The following is a 15,986-nucleotide window of genomic DNA, read 5'->3' as shown; positions in this document are numbered from 1 at the left end:
AAGCCCATAAAACAAGACAACCTTCCTAGAAAGGTTGTCCTGATTGATTTGCCGCCTGATACTGTAATCCAACGACTCCATTGGAATAGGTTTTGGTTTGCGTCAACTGCAGCGACTGCCGCTGTCCAGCAAGAGCGAATAATTGCTCGCCTTGTGAGGCTACGACCGGATGAACCAGCAGCCATAATTTATCGTAAAACCCGTGCTCGATAAAGGTTTGCCACGTCTTCACGCCGCTTTCCACTGAAATTCGCTGCTCGGCATTCTTTCGGGCTTGGAGTTCTTCTGCAAGGGATTGCTCGTCTTTCACCAGCAATAATTCCGAGTTTCTCCAGGTTAGTTCCACATCGGAGTGCGATACCACCAGTTTAGGAATGTCGTTCATCTTTTTGGCAATGGCCTGCTCCAATGCATCGGATGAGTTCTCCGCCTGCTGCCAGTATTCGGCTAATGAGCCGTACGAGTTTCTGCCGACGATGATCGTGTCGATCGTCTGATAATAGTCCAAATAATCTTCAAGAATTTCCCTGCTCAGCGTCATCCACAGATGCTCGTCCGACACAATGCCATCCAGTGAGACCTGCATGGTAAGAATGATTTCACCCATATCAATAACAACCTCCTATATAAGCGTTGTATTTAAATGCATTATATCAGTGATCCCGGGAGCACGTTTCTTACCGATTGCTCATTCTCCTATTTGGTAAATTTATGGGGGTGCGGATGTTGGTTAACAGCATCGTTGCCTAGCGGCTCTCGGCTTTAGTACTTCCAAAAAACTGTTTTTCGAGATCGTCCAACCGGGGAGTAGGCACGCCCGCATTACGCTTCCAATCGCCGAACGCTTCGAAGAAGGCGGCGATTTCCTCGAAAGATCCGTCCACCAATCGGGCTACCGGCAGGCTGTGGTAAATTTTCAGCGCCAGGCTGGCCGTCCGTTTATGATTGCGAAAAAATGCCGCTTGACCGGCAGGCGTAATCGAATATCCCAAGGCTTCAAGCACACTGAAGCCTTCATCGATCGCCGCAATGATCTGGGTACGTGTTTCTTTATCCTTGGCTATTTCTTGCAGCCTTCCGCCTTTGGCAAACAAGGCAGCATTCATCGCCAAAATTGGAACGATGTGGCTCTTTAGCCAAGCGTCCATATCCTCGTGAAACACCAGCTTGTATTTGGTGCTTTCGAATGCTTTTTCCAGCAATGACCGAAAAGAAACCGGCCCGTCAATCCCGCCCAGTACCATTTGCCCGCCTGCGCGGATGCAGACGATGCGTCCGTTTTCCCTCCGGCCCGCGCTAATCTGGAAACCAAAGGCGACCTGTTTATCGGTCCGGCTCATTTGCTGCAATTCATGCTGCATCTTGTTGGAATCCGCATTATTTCCTACCAGAACGATATGACGGCTCTGATTCGCAGCCAGTATTGGCAGCACGGATGGAAAATCCGGATAGGTCATGACGACAAAGATGAGATCGAAACTTTCCTCAGCGTCCAATGTACGAATAACCCGGACCTGGTCGACCGTCGTTTTGCGCTGAAAATAGTGACGGATAACGAGGCCGCTCTGCTCCAGCTCCTCCGCCCGCTTGCCTCTGGCCAATACTGTCACATCATGGCCTCCGCGCACCAGTACATGCGCCAAGTAGCTGCCTAAGACGCCTGCCCCATATACCAATATGTTCATGAATACTCCTCCGCTTCAGCATTTTAACAAATATTGATTTATCAACAAATGTTGATTAGACTTAGCATATCAAGGCGATAAAGCTGCATCAATCGGTAATGTTCTTGCTTTTGTCGATAAATCAACAAACACATATCGAGTGTTCAAAAAAGGAGAAACGATGGATAGACGGATTGCAAAAACGCGGGAAGCGATACTCAAAGCCTTCGTCGAATTGTTGGAGGAGAAAAAAATCGAGCATATTACGATCAACGAAATCGCAGATCGGGCCAATGTGAACCGGGGGACCATTTATTTGCACTATGCCGACAAATACGACTTGCTGGATCAGTGTATCGACAGTTACTTGAAGCAACTGTACGAGACCTGCATGCCTGGAAAAGACACAACCTTGTTTGCGTCCGATGGCCCGCTGCTTGAAACGTTTGAATATTTGGAACGGCATGCGCACATCTACGAAACGTTGTTGACAAGAAAAGGAACCCACGCGTTCAGAGGCCAAATGATGGCTTTTATCATCAGTGGTGTCGAGGAGCAGATCCAAACTTATGGCCTTCCGCAAGGAGCGAATCGGGAGATCATGGTACAATTCGTGGCGGCTGCAATCACGGGTCTGGTGGAATGGTGGATCGTAAATTCGATGCCGTATCCGCCAGAAGAGATGGTTGAGCAATTGGTGATGTTGCTGGAACAGCATCTGCCGACGGTATCCTGATGCAAAACAGACACGCATACATGCAGCAAAAAAGCCGCCTGATTGGCGGCTCTTCGTGTGTACCTCCTATAAAGACGCTGTCTGATTTTTTCCACTCCATCATTACACAGCCATTGCATCGAGTATCAATTTGGAGAATGCAATGAACGCTTTGCTGGAATAACGATCTTTGCGACGGATAAGACAGGTCTGAGTATATCTGTACTGTTCGGGAATCGGAAATGCCCCAAACGCTGAGTAGTCCCCTGCTAAGACGGAAGCCGGCAGCAGCGTGGAAGCAAGTCCGGAGCGTACGCATCCGATCAGCGTCTCCAGCGAGCTGAATTCGATGATGTTATCGAAAGAAACTCCCTCGTTTCGCAGCCAGGCCTCCAATGCCCGCCTGAATGGACAGCCTGCCGGTGATACGGCCCATCTCATCTGTGACAAATCCGGGAACCCGCGCATATGTGACGGGGTTACCAAAGTTAACTCTTCGCGCTGGATATGTTCAGATACCAGGTGCGGAGAGTCAAATTCGCCGATCACGAACGCTCCATCCAATTGATGGTCCAGCACTTTAGTCAGAAGATCCGATGATGTCCCGGACCAAATGGACAGCGAAACATCGGGATACTGACGTTGAAATTCAGCCAGGGTATCCATGAAATCCAGACAAGTTACGCTGTCCACCACACCGATCGCAAGCGGTCCGCTAGGAAATTCCGTTTCTTTAACGACTTGCACCGCTTCTTCCGACAAATTCAGAATGTTCTTCGCGTATTCACTGAAGGTCACTCCTTTATCGGTCAACGTTACACCTTTAGGATGTCTGTAAAATAAGGGAAGACCTAGCTCTTCTTCCAACTTGCGAATCCTTGCCGTCACATTCGATTGTACATAGCCCAATCGTTCGGCAGCCCGGGAAATGTTCCGTTCTTCTGCGATGGCCAGAAACACCTTCAGATCCGATAGCTCCATTTACGACCAACCCTCATTTCGGTATCAATAATAATGATGCTTGCATGATTTTCAATCATTATACGCCAAGTCGATCCTGCCTTACAATGATATTGCCGAGGGACGTTACCACACACGAAGCTACGGCAGAATACACGGGGAGGAATCAACAAACATGAGTGATATAACGGTTATTGGGGCGGGTCCTATGGGTTCAGCGTTAGCCCGGACTTTGCTGCGCAGCGGCAAGAAGGTGACGGTCTGGAACCGGACAAGCGAGAAGGCAAGGGCTCTCGTTCAGGAAGGAGCGGTTTTTGAACCTGATGCCGCACTTGCTGTGAACGCCAGCCCAATCATTATCGTATGCGTGGCAACCTATGAGATATCGCGGAGCATTTTGGGATCAGAGAATGTGGCCGCTAGAATGAACGGTAAGTTATTGGTGGAGCTCAGCACGGGAACTCCTCAAGACGCACGGAACAGCGAGGCGTGGGCTCATGAGCAGGGTGCCGTTTATCTGGACGGTGCCATTATGGCAACACCTCCTCAGATAGGAATGCCTGATACACCTATATTCCTGTCAGGTTCGGAAAAAGCATACCAGCGGAGTGAGCCGGTTCTTAGAATTTTAGCCGGAAACCTGATATATCTGGGCGAATCGGTTGGATCTGCCTCAGCATGGGATTTGGCCGCCCTTTCCACGATGTTCGGCTCGATGTTCGGATTCTTTCACGGCGCGCGCATTCTTGAATCCGAAGGCCACCGGATCGATGCGTTTGGTTCTATGATAGCCGACATCTCCCCTGTTTTCGGGCAAATGATCAAGCATGAAGGAGAAGTGATTCAGTCAGAGACTTATGATCAGCCCCAAAGCTCGGTTAAAACCTGCATGTCAACGGCAGAGTTATGGGTGAAGCAGGCGCGCGAAGCACGGATCAATCCGGATTTCCCCAATTTCGCCATGGGATTATACGAAAAGGCGATACAAGCCGGATACGAAAACGAAGAGCTTGCTGCGGTCATTAAAGTTCTCCGGACGGGCAATGAATGAGGCAAACGGATACCCTCGAGTTCAAACGAAATTTTATTTACATCGACACTTAAGTCATATTGTCTACAGAAAATCGGCGTGATAAAATATGTACACTTACAATCGGAAACAAAAGGGGAATCGACAGGATATGCTCCTCACTGGTCGTTCTGAAGCGCAGGCTTAATCGCATACGAAAGCAGGAAATCGCCATCTTTAACGTTCTGTCAATCCGCAGAGCTTTGATTCGCTGCGCCTTATTCCTGCTTCCCACTTCAGAACATCAGAACAACAAGCAGCACTTCGGCCCAAGGCAGGCGCCCTTTCGCGCTCCTCAGTACCGAAGCTACAAGCTTCCGTGGATCTGTAGTTCCATGGGAGCTTTTTTTTGCTGCCGTAAAAGGAGAATAGCCATGTACCCTTCTAAAGCTTTACCTTACGTTTTTTTCGGTTTGCAGGGTTTTTCCATGTTGGGAAGCCGCATGACCTCTATTGCGATCGGGCTAAAATTATTCCATGAAACGGGTCAATCGACCCCATTGCTACTGCTTTCACTTTTCAATGAGCTTCCCCTCTTGTTTTTGGGCGGCTGGATCGGCATCGCTGCTGACCGTTGGAAGCGCAAAACGGCCATTATTGCCGGAGATACAGGCCAGGCGGTCTGTACTCTGCTGCTCGTGATCTGCCTCATGAACATTCATTCCACGCTGTGGCCGGTCTATGGCATTGCTGCCGTGCAGGGATTGTTTGTGGCGCTGCAGAGCACGGCAACCTCAGCCATGATTCCGCTTATGGTGAGGGATGAAGAGCTGGATCGCATGAATGCCATGAAAGAGCTACTCTTTCCGCTTGCAGGGGTGATCGCCCCTTCGTTGACTGGTTTACTCTACGAACCGTATGGAATTAGCATCATCTTGGCGGCGGACCTGCTCACCTTCCTGGTAGGAACCGGCGTGGTCGCTTTACTTCCGCTGCCTGAAATGAAGCACAAAGAGAGACCGCTGGAGAAAATCCGCATATGGAACGATGCCATTCAAGGATTCCGATTTTTGTGGAAAAACAAACCGCTGTTCTATTTGTTTCTTTATTTTGGATGGTGGAATTTTATTCTCAACGGGCCGCTTGAACTGGCTATCCCTTTTTTCCTGCAGCGTACGGGGAGCAGCGACGCCTTGACCTTGCTGTTGGGAGCAATGAATGCCGGTGCTTTGGCCGGTGCGGCTGCTGCTGTATGGTGGGGACATTTTCGGTATAAAATCAGGTTCATCTTCACCGGCTCAATCCTCACCTCCTTGATGTTTGTTCTGCTCGGAACGAGCACTCATGTCATCATGCTGGGAGCCGCCGTATTTCTGCTTATGCTTCCACTTGCGATGACAGGGGCTTTGTTTTACTCCATTTTGCAGCGCAAAACGCCCCTTTCCCTTCAAGGACGGGTATTTGCCGCATATGGCCAGTTATGTGCCGTCACGGCACCCTTGTCCTTCCTTATTACGGGACCGCTGGCCGATCAATGGCTCGAAAGGCTCCTCCCTGGGACGAAGCTGTCCCCTTGGCTTACCTGGATCATCGGTTCAGAAAATGGGACCTGGATTGGGTTCATCTTCGTCGTAAGCGGTATTCTGCTGCTACTTGGAGCGATGTGGACGCTATCTTCCCGCCAGGTTCGCCGTTTGGATTCAGACATCGACGACCTATAGGATAGAAAATTTAACGCCGCCGGTATATTACCAGCGGCGTTAAGGCTTTAATCGGATTGAATTAGGCAGAGAAAAATTCCCATATAGGACTTGCCACAATTTGTTTTATCGCTGATCCTTTGTTGATCCTTCAGCCAAGAAGTAAACGTGATAGCTCTCGTTCTGGACATCTGCCAGCGGAATAAACGTTACGTCGTCCTTTATATAGCGAAATTGGAGCCCTTGCGGTCCGGTTTCCTTGACGAATTGGCTGTCCAGCACTCCTTCCTGAAGCGGAAGCCGCAGGAACTCTTTCGAGTCCGAAACCGCAGCCAAAATAAACGGCCCGTAAGCAAGCGATACGCATTCTTTCCGGTCAGGAGCCGACTCCAGCCGAATCCGGCAGTCGAGCCTCAATTGAATTACATCGCCGTCCTTCCAATCCCGATCTAGGGACCAATAACCGTCTGGCCCCGGCATGTAATCGACCTGGCGGCCGTTGATCTCCACGATGCCGCCTTCCGGGCTCCAGTAAGGTCGGCGGATTTTCAAAATAAACCTGCCATCACTCTGTATCCGCAGTGTAATCTCCCCTGGTTCATGCTTCTGTGCAGAAAGTGCAATGGTTATCCCCTTCTCCTCCCAATCTAAGGTGGAAGACACAAAGAGATTGACGAACAGCGACTGCTCATCGTAAAAATAGATCGCTTCAGGATACTTAAAATGGTTTTCCAAACCGGTGCCATGGCAGCAGGTGTTGCTTGTCGAATCGAATGACTTTCTGCCTCCTGGCTCTAGCGGCATGAAGTACGTGCTTCCTCCCGTTGGTTTGCTGTCGCCCGAAGCCAGGATATGATTAAACATCGTCCGTTCGTAATAATCCATGTATTTCGCCGCAGGTTCATAACCGAACAATTCCTTTGTCAGCTTTAACATATTATAGGAGGCGCAGGTTTCAGCGGTTTTATCGCTGAGGTATTCCCCGATCTTGCCCGCCTGCCGAAACATTTCGCCTTCACCCGTTCCTCCGATCGAATAGATGTGGGCGTTCGTCACCGCATGCCAAAAGAAATGGGCGATCTCATAATATTTTTTCTCGCCGGTAGCCCGGAAAATGTTCAGGGCACCGATGACCTGCGGTATATGCTGATTGGCGTGGAGCCCGCCGAGCGCATCGATGCGCTCCTGCATCGGAACGAACAGCCGGTCATTGTCAAACCATTTAGCCGCCGCCAGATGGCTTGATTTACGCGTCAATTGATACAGCTCCGCAAGCGAATCGTTCATTCCGCCGAACTCGCCGGCGATGTACATGCTCCACATCGTTTTCAGCACATGGTTGGGCAGCCTGCCTAATCGGTGATATACCCAGTCGCCGAGACGGTCGGCGATCCCGAGTGCGGTGTCGCTGCCCAGATGACGGTGCACGTCAAGCAACCCGGCGAGGATTTTATGGAGCGTATAATAAGGCGCCCAAATTTCCGGATATCTCGTAAATGATTCCAAGCGGTCAAACTGCTCCTCGGAGTAACCGCTCAGGAATCCCTCATGATAACCGGGTTTTATGGAAAAAGCCTGCTGGCATTCCTCTAACGAGCCGATCATATACTCCGCCTTTTTCTTGATGTATCTATCCCCTGTTGCCGCGTAGCAGAGTGCCAGTGCGGACAGGTAATGCCCTGTCGTATGTCCTCTGAGCAAACAATCCGGCGAATCCCAGCCGAGCATTTCCGGGGCACCCTTCGTATCCAATCCGGCAGCAGCCCGGAAATTATACAGCATCTGATCATCATTGACGGATTTCAGAAATGCCAGGCTTCGGTTTTGAGCAGCCTGAAAGGCTGTGTCGCTGCCAAGCCGGACTGTGCTTGGAGAAAAGCTTTTTACACTCGGAAGCGGATCCATCTTCTCCTGATCCACTTTGGCTTGAACCAAAATTTCCGCAGTGACCGGAATTTCCGTATCCTTGAGAAAGCCTCGTGCGGCTTCAGGTCCGGTTTCTTGAAACAAGCGTTCTTCCCCGCCTTCCCAATTCACAGCATGGGTTATGACCTCATGCTCTTCGGTTTCAACCACCACGACGGAAGGCAAATATACCACCTCACCGAGTTCAGCCCTCAGGGATATGGGATAAATCCGGGAAACTTTGATGTTATTTTCTTCTTCCAAAATGGTCACATGATACACTTGTTCCTTTATGCTTTCTCCATAGCGGAACGTCGCAATCAGCGGAACGGTTCGTGTGCCGAGACCGTATTTTGGACGGGTCACCTTGCCGTCATCCTTGATGAACCGGCTGTCTCCCGACTGCCAGGAGATCTGCGATCCGTACTTTCCTTCCCTGGGCAGGTTGATGTCGAATTCGACTGTGCCGAGATTACCCAGATACAGGGCTTCCATGTCTTTTAAGACGATCATTTCGTCATCATGAATGGAACTCATGTCATCCCTCCTCCTTTAACCCTTGCTTATCCCTCTGAAACCTGCCCCATTTCCGGTAAAATTGATCCCTGGCCTCCTGGATGCCCGGCCGGAATTGAATGAGCGCGGAGGCGCGCACGCGTCGGACATCCTGTATGGCTTCCAGCACTTCGCGCTCAAGATGTTGACCGAGCAGGCCAGTGTCACCGCAAATCGTGGCGGCCGCAAGGCGTCCTTGAGCCATGGCTACCAGCGCGCTCTCGATTCCGGTAATATTTCCGGCTACGTACATCCCTTCGACCGGAGTCCGCATATGCTCATCGTGAACCGGTACGTGGCCCCCCAGCTCTTCCGCATACACAAACGGGCAGCCGGCTACCGACGCCAATTCGGCCAAAGGGTATAACCCTCCGGCAATCGCCACAAAATCAACAAGCTCCTCCCGCTGGCTTCCCGGAATAACGGCGCCTTCTCCGTTGACATCCGCAAGTGTGACCGATTGAACCTGGCTGCGCCCGTTAATGGATACGGCAACGGTTCGCAAACGTAAGGGGATATCCCAAATCTTGATCCCGCTCCTTGGAATGAACCTCGATACGAAACCCGCCATCCCCAAAGCGTTTGCAGCTTTTCCTCCGATCCTCATCAGCGGTGACGGCGCCAAATGGGCCAATCCCATCAGTTCCTTCAGGCTCTCTTTTGGCGATGCTTCTTTGCCGTTTATCGGCCCAATCCCGGGCAGGACAATCCCTGCGATCGAAACGCCGCTCACCGACAGCTCGCGGGAGATCGCCATGGCGAGCACATTGACGCCTATGATCAAGCCGCGGCGTCCCGGTTTGACGTAATGGACATTGGCCATCACCTGTGCGGCGCCAATCGACATGACACCCGGCAGCGTCCACCCCGGCAGGGGGTGGGGAATTTCGGCACTTCCGGTGGCGAGCAGAACGTTCCTGGCCTGCATAGATCCTTCTGAGGTCTTCAGGACCCAAACGGCGCCGCTTCGCAGTATGCTGTGGACGGATACTCCGCACCGAAGCTTCACTCCTAGCGCGGAGCACTTGTCGAGAAGCTGCTCGGCTACCTGTCTTCCGACCCACCAATGCCCTTTCTCCTCGTGAAACTGCCCTAACATGCGGCCTCCTGGTTCAGGGAATTCGTCCACCACGGCAACGCAGAGACCGCGGCTAGCAGCTTCCACAGCCGCCGACAATCCTGCCGGGCCGGCACCGACGATCAACAGATCAAAAGGAATCACCGGCGTCATGGTAGCCTCCTCCCCGTAATCTCATTGGGAAGCCGCTCCCCTTCAGAGATGCACATCCCCGCTTCCAAAGGAGTCAGGCAGGCTCTTACCGTGCCTTTGCCCTGCACGTTCAGGCGGCACTCCATACAGTGGCCGATAGAGCAGTACAGACCGCGGGGGCTGCCAGATTCCTCATGCCGACGCAGTGTCCGTATGCCCACGGCGAGCAGCGCTGCCGCGATCGGCTCGCCTTTCAGCCCGGCCCATTTCTCCCCGTTAAACGTAAAATCTACGGATTCCCGCTTGGTTTTCCTCGGTCCCAAGATCGGATGATTTTCGATTCTGTCCATTACACCTCTCCCTTCGCCAGCTGCCCGAACGTGACAGGACGGATCGGCGGACGGTAAGACAGCTGCTCCGCATCCCGGGGTAACTGCGGATTCTTCAAATGAACCCAGGCGTCGAGCATCTGTCTGCATACTCGGCCCTGGCAGGCTCCCATTGTCGCTCTCGTCTTCATCTTGATCTGCCTGGCTGTACAGCAGCCCGATTGGTAGGCTTCCTCCAATTGTTCCATGGTCACTTCTTCACAACGGCAAACGATCAGGTTGGATGTATTCATCGCCGGCCTCCTACCAATACCGGATGGCGCAGGTTTTTAGCTCGGTATAAAAATCGAGCGCGGCTTGCCCCTGCTCGCGCGAATGTGAGCTCGACAGCTTCAAGCCTCCGAACGGGGATTGATATTCCACACCCGCCGTTTCCTGGTTGACGCGGACCATCCCGGCCTGAGCATCATCCAGGAAACGATGCGCGTAAGACAAATCCCGGGTAAACAATGAAGCGCTGAGTCCGTACAGGGATTGATTGCATAAGGCGATCGCCTCGTCGAAATCGGCAGCCTTCAACATCGCGGTAACCGGTCCGAAAATTTCTTCCTGAATCAATGGATGGCTTGGATCGACGCCGGCTGCTGCGATCGGCGGAATATAATACCCTTCTTCGTTCGCCTCGGCAGAGCGGCCTTCGGCTACGATTTCAGCCTGGTCCCGCGCAAGCTTCACATAGGACATCACCGCTTCATACTGGCTTGCGGAAGCGACAGGTCCAAGATAAGCCGACGGATCCAGCGATGGAGCCAGCTTGATTCCATCGATCGCCTTCTTCATCGCTTCAATAAAAGCGTCATAAATTCCGGATTCAATGATGATTCGGCTGGTTGCCGTACATTTCTGGCCGGCCGAACGATACGCGCCGCTCACAATCATCGGGACCGTCTTCTCCAGGTCGGCGTCATTCAGGATCACGGCTGCATTTTTCCCGCCCATTTCAGTCTGATACTTGATGTTTCGTTTCGCACAAATTTGGGCGATGCGGGTTCCTGTCGCCGTTGAGCCAGTAAAGCTTACGGCATCAAGGGAAATCTGCTCCAGAAGGGCGTCGCCGATCCTGCTTCCTTTGCCGACCACCAGGTTCAGGACGCCTGGCGGGAGAGCTGCTGCCGCAAACACTTCGCACAGCAGGGTGGCGGTCAATGAGGCGTTCTCTGCCGGCTTCCAGACCACCGTATTGCCGCAAATGAGCGCAGGTGCGATTTTCCATAACGGGATCGCCACCGGGAAATTCCATGGCGTAATGACACCTACCACGCCCAAGGGAACCTTCTTCGTATGCTGGAGCACGTTCGGCTCGCTTGCGGGGATGACCACTCCGTTAGAGCGGACGCCTTCCGCCGCGTAATACCGAAGCAGGTTGACCCCCCGGATGACTTCGCCTTGCATTTCGGTGATCGGCTTCCCCATTTCCATGCTGGCGAGGCGGGCGACATCCGCGGAGGCGGACTCGAGCGCAGCCGCCATGCGATACAAATGCTCACCTCGGGCGGCACCGGTCAAACGGGACCAGGAACGATATGCGGCTCGGGCTGCCTGCTCCGCCTGGGCGATATGCGATGCATCCGACAGATGAAGCACCCCGATCTCCTCATGAATGTTGGACGGGTTCTTCACGGCCAGCTCATCCGGCGCGGGGGTGATCCACTCTCCGCCAATCCAATTTCGGCTGTGTACCATACGCTAACCCTCCTTTTTCAATCTCTTCTTATGAGCTCTTCGCTTCACCGGCAGGTTGGTGGTTAACCGCATGCTCAAATGCCCTTTGAATCGCTTCGTACTCAGATTCCGGAAGTGGAAGACGCGGAGGTCTGGTTGGACCGACCGGGAATCCGGCAAGCTCCATCATGTACTTGATCGACTGCACTAACTGGGGACTCGCATCATAATGGAACAATGGGAGCAAGCGGCGGTATAGCGTGGTCGCTTCCTGAACCTTCCCTTGTCTAGCCAGATTAAAAAGCTCCACGCCTTCCTTAGGCAGCGCGTTCGGCACCCCGGAAATCCAGCCCACGGCCCCCATCAGCGGACCTTCCATAGCTAAGTCGTCGACGCCAATCAGCACATCCAATTCGGTATATTCCAGGATGTCGTGCACCCTGCGGATATCGCCCGAAAACTCCTTCACCGCCACGAGATGCTCCAGTCTCGAAAGCCTGGCGAGCAGCTGCGGCGTCAAATCAACCTTATAATCATGGGGATTATTGTAGGCGATCATCGGCAGCCCGACTTCATTCAGCGCTTCATAATGGGCAATAACTTCATGTTCCAGTGGACGGTACTGGATCGGCGGCAGGGCCATCACGCCTGCAGCGCCCGAATCCTTGGCATGCCGGACCCACTCGGCGGCTTGCCTCGTGGATGGCGCCGCTGAACCGACGACAACCGGTACGCGTCCCGCTGCGGCTTCAATGACGGTATTTACGACCTTAGCCCGCTCCTCATTTGTCAACGTGGCATATTCCCCTAGCGATCCTGTCGGAACCAAGCCGTGGACGCCCTGCGAGATAAGCCAGTCGCACAGCTCAGCTAGACGCTTGTAGTCCACTTCAAATGCGGCTGTAAACGGTGTGACAATCGCAACATAAACCCCTTCAAATCTTGGCATATCAAGATGTCTCCTCTCATGATTCAAGTTGATATTTATAAGGCTAATTCAGTAAGAACCCATCCGGCAGCGGGTCATCCGGATCCAATACGAAATTCATGAAACCAAGTACATAGGCGGTTCCCGTTAGCTGTGGAATGATGGTTTTATTGCCAGCCAGAAGGCTGTCTCTGGCGATGCTTCCTATGACCTGAACCCCGCTGATCCCCTGATACACAGCCTGCTGTCCGGGTTCGAGCCGTCCGCGGGAGCTAAGGACCGCCAAATGAGCGCATACTCCAGCACCGCCCGGCGACCGGTCAAGCTGCTCTCCGGCAAAGACGCATGCGCTGCGGAAGGACAGACGATCACGCTCATTCCGCTGATAGAAGAACACGCCGTGAATATCGGATATCCAACCAAGCTGCGGATGCTGAAGTTCAAGCCGGCTTTCAGCTTCACTGCGGATCATACCTGCCCATTCCCTAAGCTGATGGGGCTCCAAGGAAGTCGCTCCGAACTCGCCTATATCCACCACGGCAAAAAATTCACCGCTGAAAGCGACGTCCACCCTGATTTCCCTCCCTTGGATCGTCACAGGAAGTCGCTCTGTGTGCACATAACTGGGCACATTCCGGAACGACACCGACCGAACCTCGTCTCCCTCCACTTCAGCGACCACCTGGACGGTTCCCGACGGGCAATCAATCAGTATACCCGTCGCCGCATCGGACGGGGCGATTTGCCCCGTCGCGGTCCAAGCCGTGACCGCGGCGATGATTCCGTGCCCGCTGACGGATGCAAGTCCTTGCTGGTTCAGGAACAGCAAACCGAATCGCGCTTCCGGCGTCACCGGCGCTGTAACGATAGCACCGGTCATTGCATAGTGGCCGCGCGGCTCCGACATCAGCAGCTTCCTTGCGTCATCCTCATGCCGCTGGAAGAATACAGCCTTATCGCGCATCGTCGAACCGGCCAATGGCCGCAGGCCGCCCGTGATGATCCGCAGCGGCTGTCCGCAGGAATGCACATCGATCGCCGCATACCATTTTTTCGTTTCCATAGTGCTGGCCCCCGTCGTAGTGATGTTTAGAGCAGGAAGAACCCCGTATTCAGTTCATCCCGTTCCTGAAGAATGAATTGGTGAAAGCCCATCACCCAAGCCGAGCCGGAAATTTGCGGAATCACGGCCGGCAGATGGCCGACGGACGTGTCCTCCAGGACACGGGCGCGAAACATCGAACCCACGATGCTCTCATGGACGAACTCCTCTCCGATTGCCAGTTCGCCCTTGGCACGCAGCACGGCTACTTTGGCGGATGTTCCCGTTCCGCAGGGGGAGCGGTCAATCCCCCCGGGAGGGACGACGACCGTATTCCGGCAGTGGGCCACTGGCGATACCGGATCGCTGTAGAACTCGATATGGGTCAGTCCGCGAATGACAGGAATTTCGGGATGGACGATTTCAAGCTTGTGATTTACCGCATCCCGGATCCGAACGGCGGTGCGGACGATCTCGGAAGCCCGCTGGGGAACCAGCGGCAAATGCAGTGATCGGGCATCGACGAGCCCGTAAAAATTGCCGCCGTAAGCAAGATCCAAGGAGACCTCCCCAAGGTCGCCGACCTGCACCCGGACATCCTGCTTGTAGAGGAAAGACGGAATATTCGTAAAAGTGACCTGTTTGACCTTCCCCTTCTCGATCGTAAGCCTGGCTTCCACAAGGCCGGCCGGCGTGTCAAGCCGGATGACGTCCTTGGTTGCCGGATAATATCCCGCCTCAATCAGCGCCGTGCAGAGTCCGATCGTATCGTGACCGCACATCGGCAAATACCCGCCGGTTTCGATAAACACCACCCCAATGTCGGCATTCTCATCGCATGGCGGAGTCAAGATGCAGCCGGACATGACCTCGTGCCCGCGGGGTTCGAACATCAGTGCTTGGCGGAAATCGTCATGATGCTCGGACATGTAGACCATCTTCTCGGTCATCGTTTTCCCGAAAAGCTCCGGAGCCCCGGACGTGACAGTCCGGGTCGGATTCCCGCCGGTATGCGTGTCGATCGTGGTGACCATCTTGGACCATCTCATCGAATCACCTCCTGACGGTGTGGCATGCTACGGAAGCGGTCATACCGAAGACGGTCCACCGGAATGCAGGTCTCGGCCCCGCTCAGCATTTCGCTGATCACTTTCCCGGTTACGGCGGCCAGGCTGATTCCGTCCCCTTCATGCCCCGCGGCCACATAGAATCCGGGGACTTCGTCGATTGCGGAAACGATCGGCAGATGATCCGCCGTCCACGGCCTCAGTCCCGCATAGGTTCTCAGGAGCGGAATCTGTTCCAGCACAGGGAAAAAACGAATGGCTCTTTCCGCGATCAAGCTGATGACCTGCTGATCTACACCGCTGTTCATCCCTACAAATTGGCGGCTGGAGCCAATCAGGAAGTTTTGCGAAGCGGTAGGCTCGAAGACGAGCGCAACGCCATATCGGTCGAATTTGGGGTCCACGGTACGGGCACCGCCGAATTTGCTCATCAAATATCCGAACTCCATCACCTTCCGTTTCCCGATGTTCGCCCACCGGGATGCGACAAGAATATGTCCCTTGCGGGGCTCGATCGGAATCTCGATGCCCACCATCCGTCCGATATGCTTCGCCCATACCCCGGCCGCATTAATGACGATGCTCGTGCGGATTCTGCCCTCCGAGGTTTCGACGGCGCGTACTTTCCTTCCCTCGTCAAGCTGAATGCCGGTGACGGGCGTATGGGTTCGAAGCCTTGCCCCATATCGCCGGGCTGTGGACGCCAGCGAGTAGGTCAGCAGCACCGGATTGACCGTTGAATCCGTCGCGCATTCCAATCCGCCTGGCAGGTCTTCGGCCATGTAAGGCCATTCGTCCCTTAAATCCTTCTGATCAAGCATGCGGAAGGGCAGGCCGGCTTCACGCTGGCGTGCGACCCAGGATTCGGCGGCGATCATCTCTTCGTCCGTCTCACAGACCAGAATGCTTCCGGGAGCCCGGTATTCGAACTCCTCATCGAGATCCTGTACCCACTCCTTGACCAATTCCTGCGACTTCAGCGACATCTGGCTGTCGAATCCCGGGTCCTTGTCGATGGCGAGGATGTTGCCGTCGCATTTGGAAGAGGTCCCGCCGGCGATTTCCCCCTGTTCCACGACGAGAACGTCCATGTCGGCTTTCGCGGCATAGTAGGCAATGGACATGCCGATGATCCCTCCCCCGATGATGACGACTTCTGCGGTTTCATCACGCATGGATG

General features: G+C 53.7%; 15 protein-coding genes. 3 read left to right on the top strand and 12 right to left on the bottom strand.

The annotated features are described in order from the left end of the window. Positions 1 to 25 precede the first annotated feature (25 nt). Positions 26 to 607 (bottom strand): dihydrofolate reductase family protein, encoded by a 582-nt coding sequence (locus tag ABID47_RS31790; protein WP_354503032.1) that lies wholly within the window; start codon positions 605 to 607, stop codon positions 26 to 28. Between the two features lie 139 nt (positions 608 to 746). After that, positions 747 to 1,685, bottom strand: a complete 939-nt coding sequence (locus ABID47_RS31785; protein WP_354503030.1) for a ketopantoate reductase family protein — start codon at positions 1,683 to 1,685, stop codon at positions 747 to 749. 160 nt (positions 1,686 to 1,845) lie between these two features. On the opposite strand from ABID47_RS31785, the gene ABID47_RS31780 reads away from it, so the two are divergent. Beyond that, entirely contained in the window at positions 1,846 to 2,400 is a 555-nt protein-coding gene (locus ABID47_RS31780) for a TetR/AcrR family transcriptional regulator (RefSeq protein ID WP_354503028.1), read from the top strand. Positions 2,401 to 2,502: 102 nt separating this feature from the next. Here ABID47_RS31780 and ABID47_RS31775 read toward each other — a convergent pair whose 3' ends face one another. Further along, positions 2,503 to 3,360, bottom strand: coding sequence for a LysR family transcriptional regulator (locus ABID47_RS31775; protein ID WP_354503026.1), 858 nt, complete (start codon positions 3,358 to 3,360; stop codon positions 2,503 to 2,505). A gap of 130 nt (positions 3,361 to 3,490) precedes the next feature. Here ABID47_RS31775 and ABID47_RS31770 point away from each other — a divergent pair, with 130 nt between their 5' ends. Then, positions 3,491 to 4,390: an NAD(P)-dependent oxidoreductase gene (locus ABID47_RS31770; RefSeq protein WP_459077169.1), complete on the top strand. Its 900-nt coding sequence runs from the start codon at positions 3,491 to 3,493 to the stop codon at positions 4,388 to 4,390. A gap of 353 nt (positions 4,391 to 4,743) precedes the next feature. Further along, positions 4,744 to 6,069, top strand: a complete 1,326-nt coding sequence (locus ABID47_RS31765; protein ID WP_354503021.1) for an MFS transporter — start codon at positions 4,744 to 4,746, stop codon at positions 6,067 to 6,069. A gap of 105 nt (positions 6,070 to 6,174) precedes the next feature. On the opposite strand, the gene ABID47_RS31760 is transcribed toward ABID47_RS31765, so the two are convergent. The 9 genes from ABID47_RS31760 to ABID47_RS31720 are packed head-to-tail and all read right to left on the bottom strand — an operon-like array spanning position 6,175 to position 15,981. Beyond that, on the bottom strand, positions 6,175 to 8,490 hold the full coding sequence (locus ABID47_RS31760; RefSeq protein WP_354503019.1) for a beta-L-arabinofuranosidase domain-containing protein: 2,316 nt from the start codon (positions 8,488 to 8,490) through the stop codon (positions 6,175 to 6,177). Between the two features lies 1 nt (position 8,491). Further along, complete coding sequence (locus tag ABID47_RS31755) at positions 8,492 to 9,739, bottom strand: NAD(P)/FAD-dependent oxidoreductase (RefSeq protein WP_354503017.1); 1,248 nt, start codon at positions 9,737 to 9,739, stop codon at positions 8,492 to 8,494. Continuing rightward, complete coding sequence (locus ABID47_RS31750) at positions 9,736 to 10,068, bottom strand: (2Fe-2S)-binding protein (protein ID WP_354503016.1); 333 nt, start codon at positions 10,066 to 10,068, stop codon at positions 9,736 to 9,738. Before ABID47_RS31750 ends, ABID47_RS31755 begins: the two co-directional genes overlap by 4 nt. After that, the gene (locus ABID47_RS31745; protein WP_116230470.1) at positions 10,068 to 10,340 is read right to left on the bottom strand and encodes a (2Fe-2S)-binding protein; all 273 of its coding nucleotides are present in this window, start codon (positions 10,338 to 10,340) and stop codon (positions 10,068 to 10,070) included. The genes ABID47_RS31750 and ABID47_RS31745 overlap by 1 nt, the downstream gene beginning before the upstream one ends. A gap of 10 nt (positions 10,341 to 10,350) precedes the next feature. Then, a complete protein-coding gene (locus ABID47_RS31740; RefSeq protein ID WP_354503013.1) occupies positions 10,351 to 11,790 on the bottom strand; it encodes an aldehyde dehydrogenase family protein in 1,440 nt (479 codons plus the stop codon). 28 nt (positions 11,791 to 11,818) lie between these two features. After that, a complete protein-coding gene (locus ABID47_RS31735) occupies positions 11,819 to 12,718 on the bottom strand; it encodes a dihydrodipicolinate synthase family protein (RefSeq protein WP_354503011.1) in 900 nt (299 codons plus the stop codon). 43 nt (positions 12,719 to 12,761) lie between these two features. Next, positions 12,762 to 13,760 carry a proline racemase family protein gene (locus ABID47_RS31730; RefSeq protein ID WP_354503009.1) on the bottom strand — a complete coding sequence of 333 codons (999 nt, stop codon included), beginning with the start codon at positions 13,758 to 13,760 and terminating at the stop codon, positions 12,762 to 12,764. Positions 13,761 to 13,786: 26 nt separating this feature from the next. Next, positions 13,787 to 14,788, bottom strand: a complete 1,002-nt coding sequence (locus ABID47_RS31725) for a proline racemase family protein (protein WP_354503007.1) — start codon at positions 14,786 to 14,788, stop codon at positions 13,787 to 13,789. Continuing rightward, positions 14,785 to 15,981, bottom strand: a complete 1,197-nt coding sequence (locus ABID47_RS31720) for an NAD(P)/FAD-dependent oxidoreductase (protein WP_354503005.1) — start codon at positions 15,979 to 15,981, stop codon at positions 14,785 to 14,787. Before ABID47_RS31720 ends, ABID47_RS31725 begins: the two co-directional genes overlap by 4 nt. Between the last annotated feature and the right edge of the window lie 5 nt (positions 15,982 to 15,986).

It is taken from the genome of Paenibacillus favisporus, assembly GCF_040545415.1.
Classification (GTDB): domain Bacteria; phylum Bacillota; class Bacilli; order Paenibacillales; family Paenibacillaceae; genus Paenibacillus_AQ; species Paenibacillus_AQ favisporus.
This window is presented reverse-complemented; position numbering and strand designations above follow the sequence as displayed.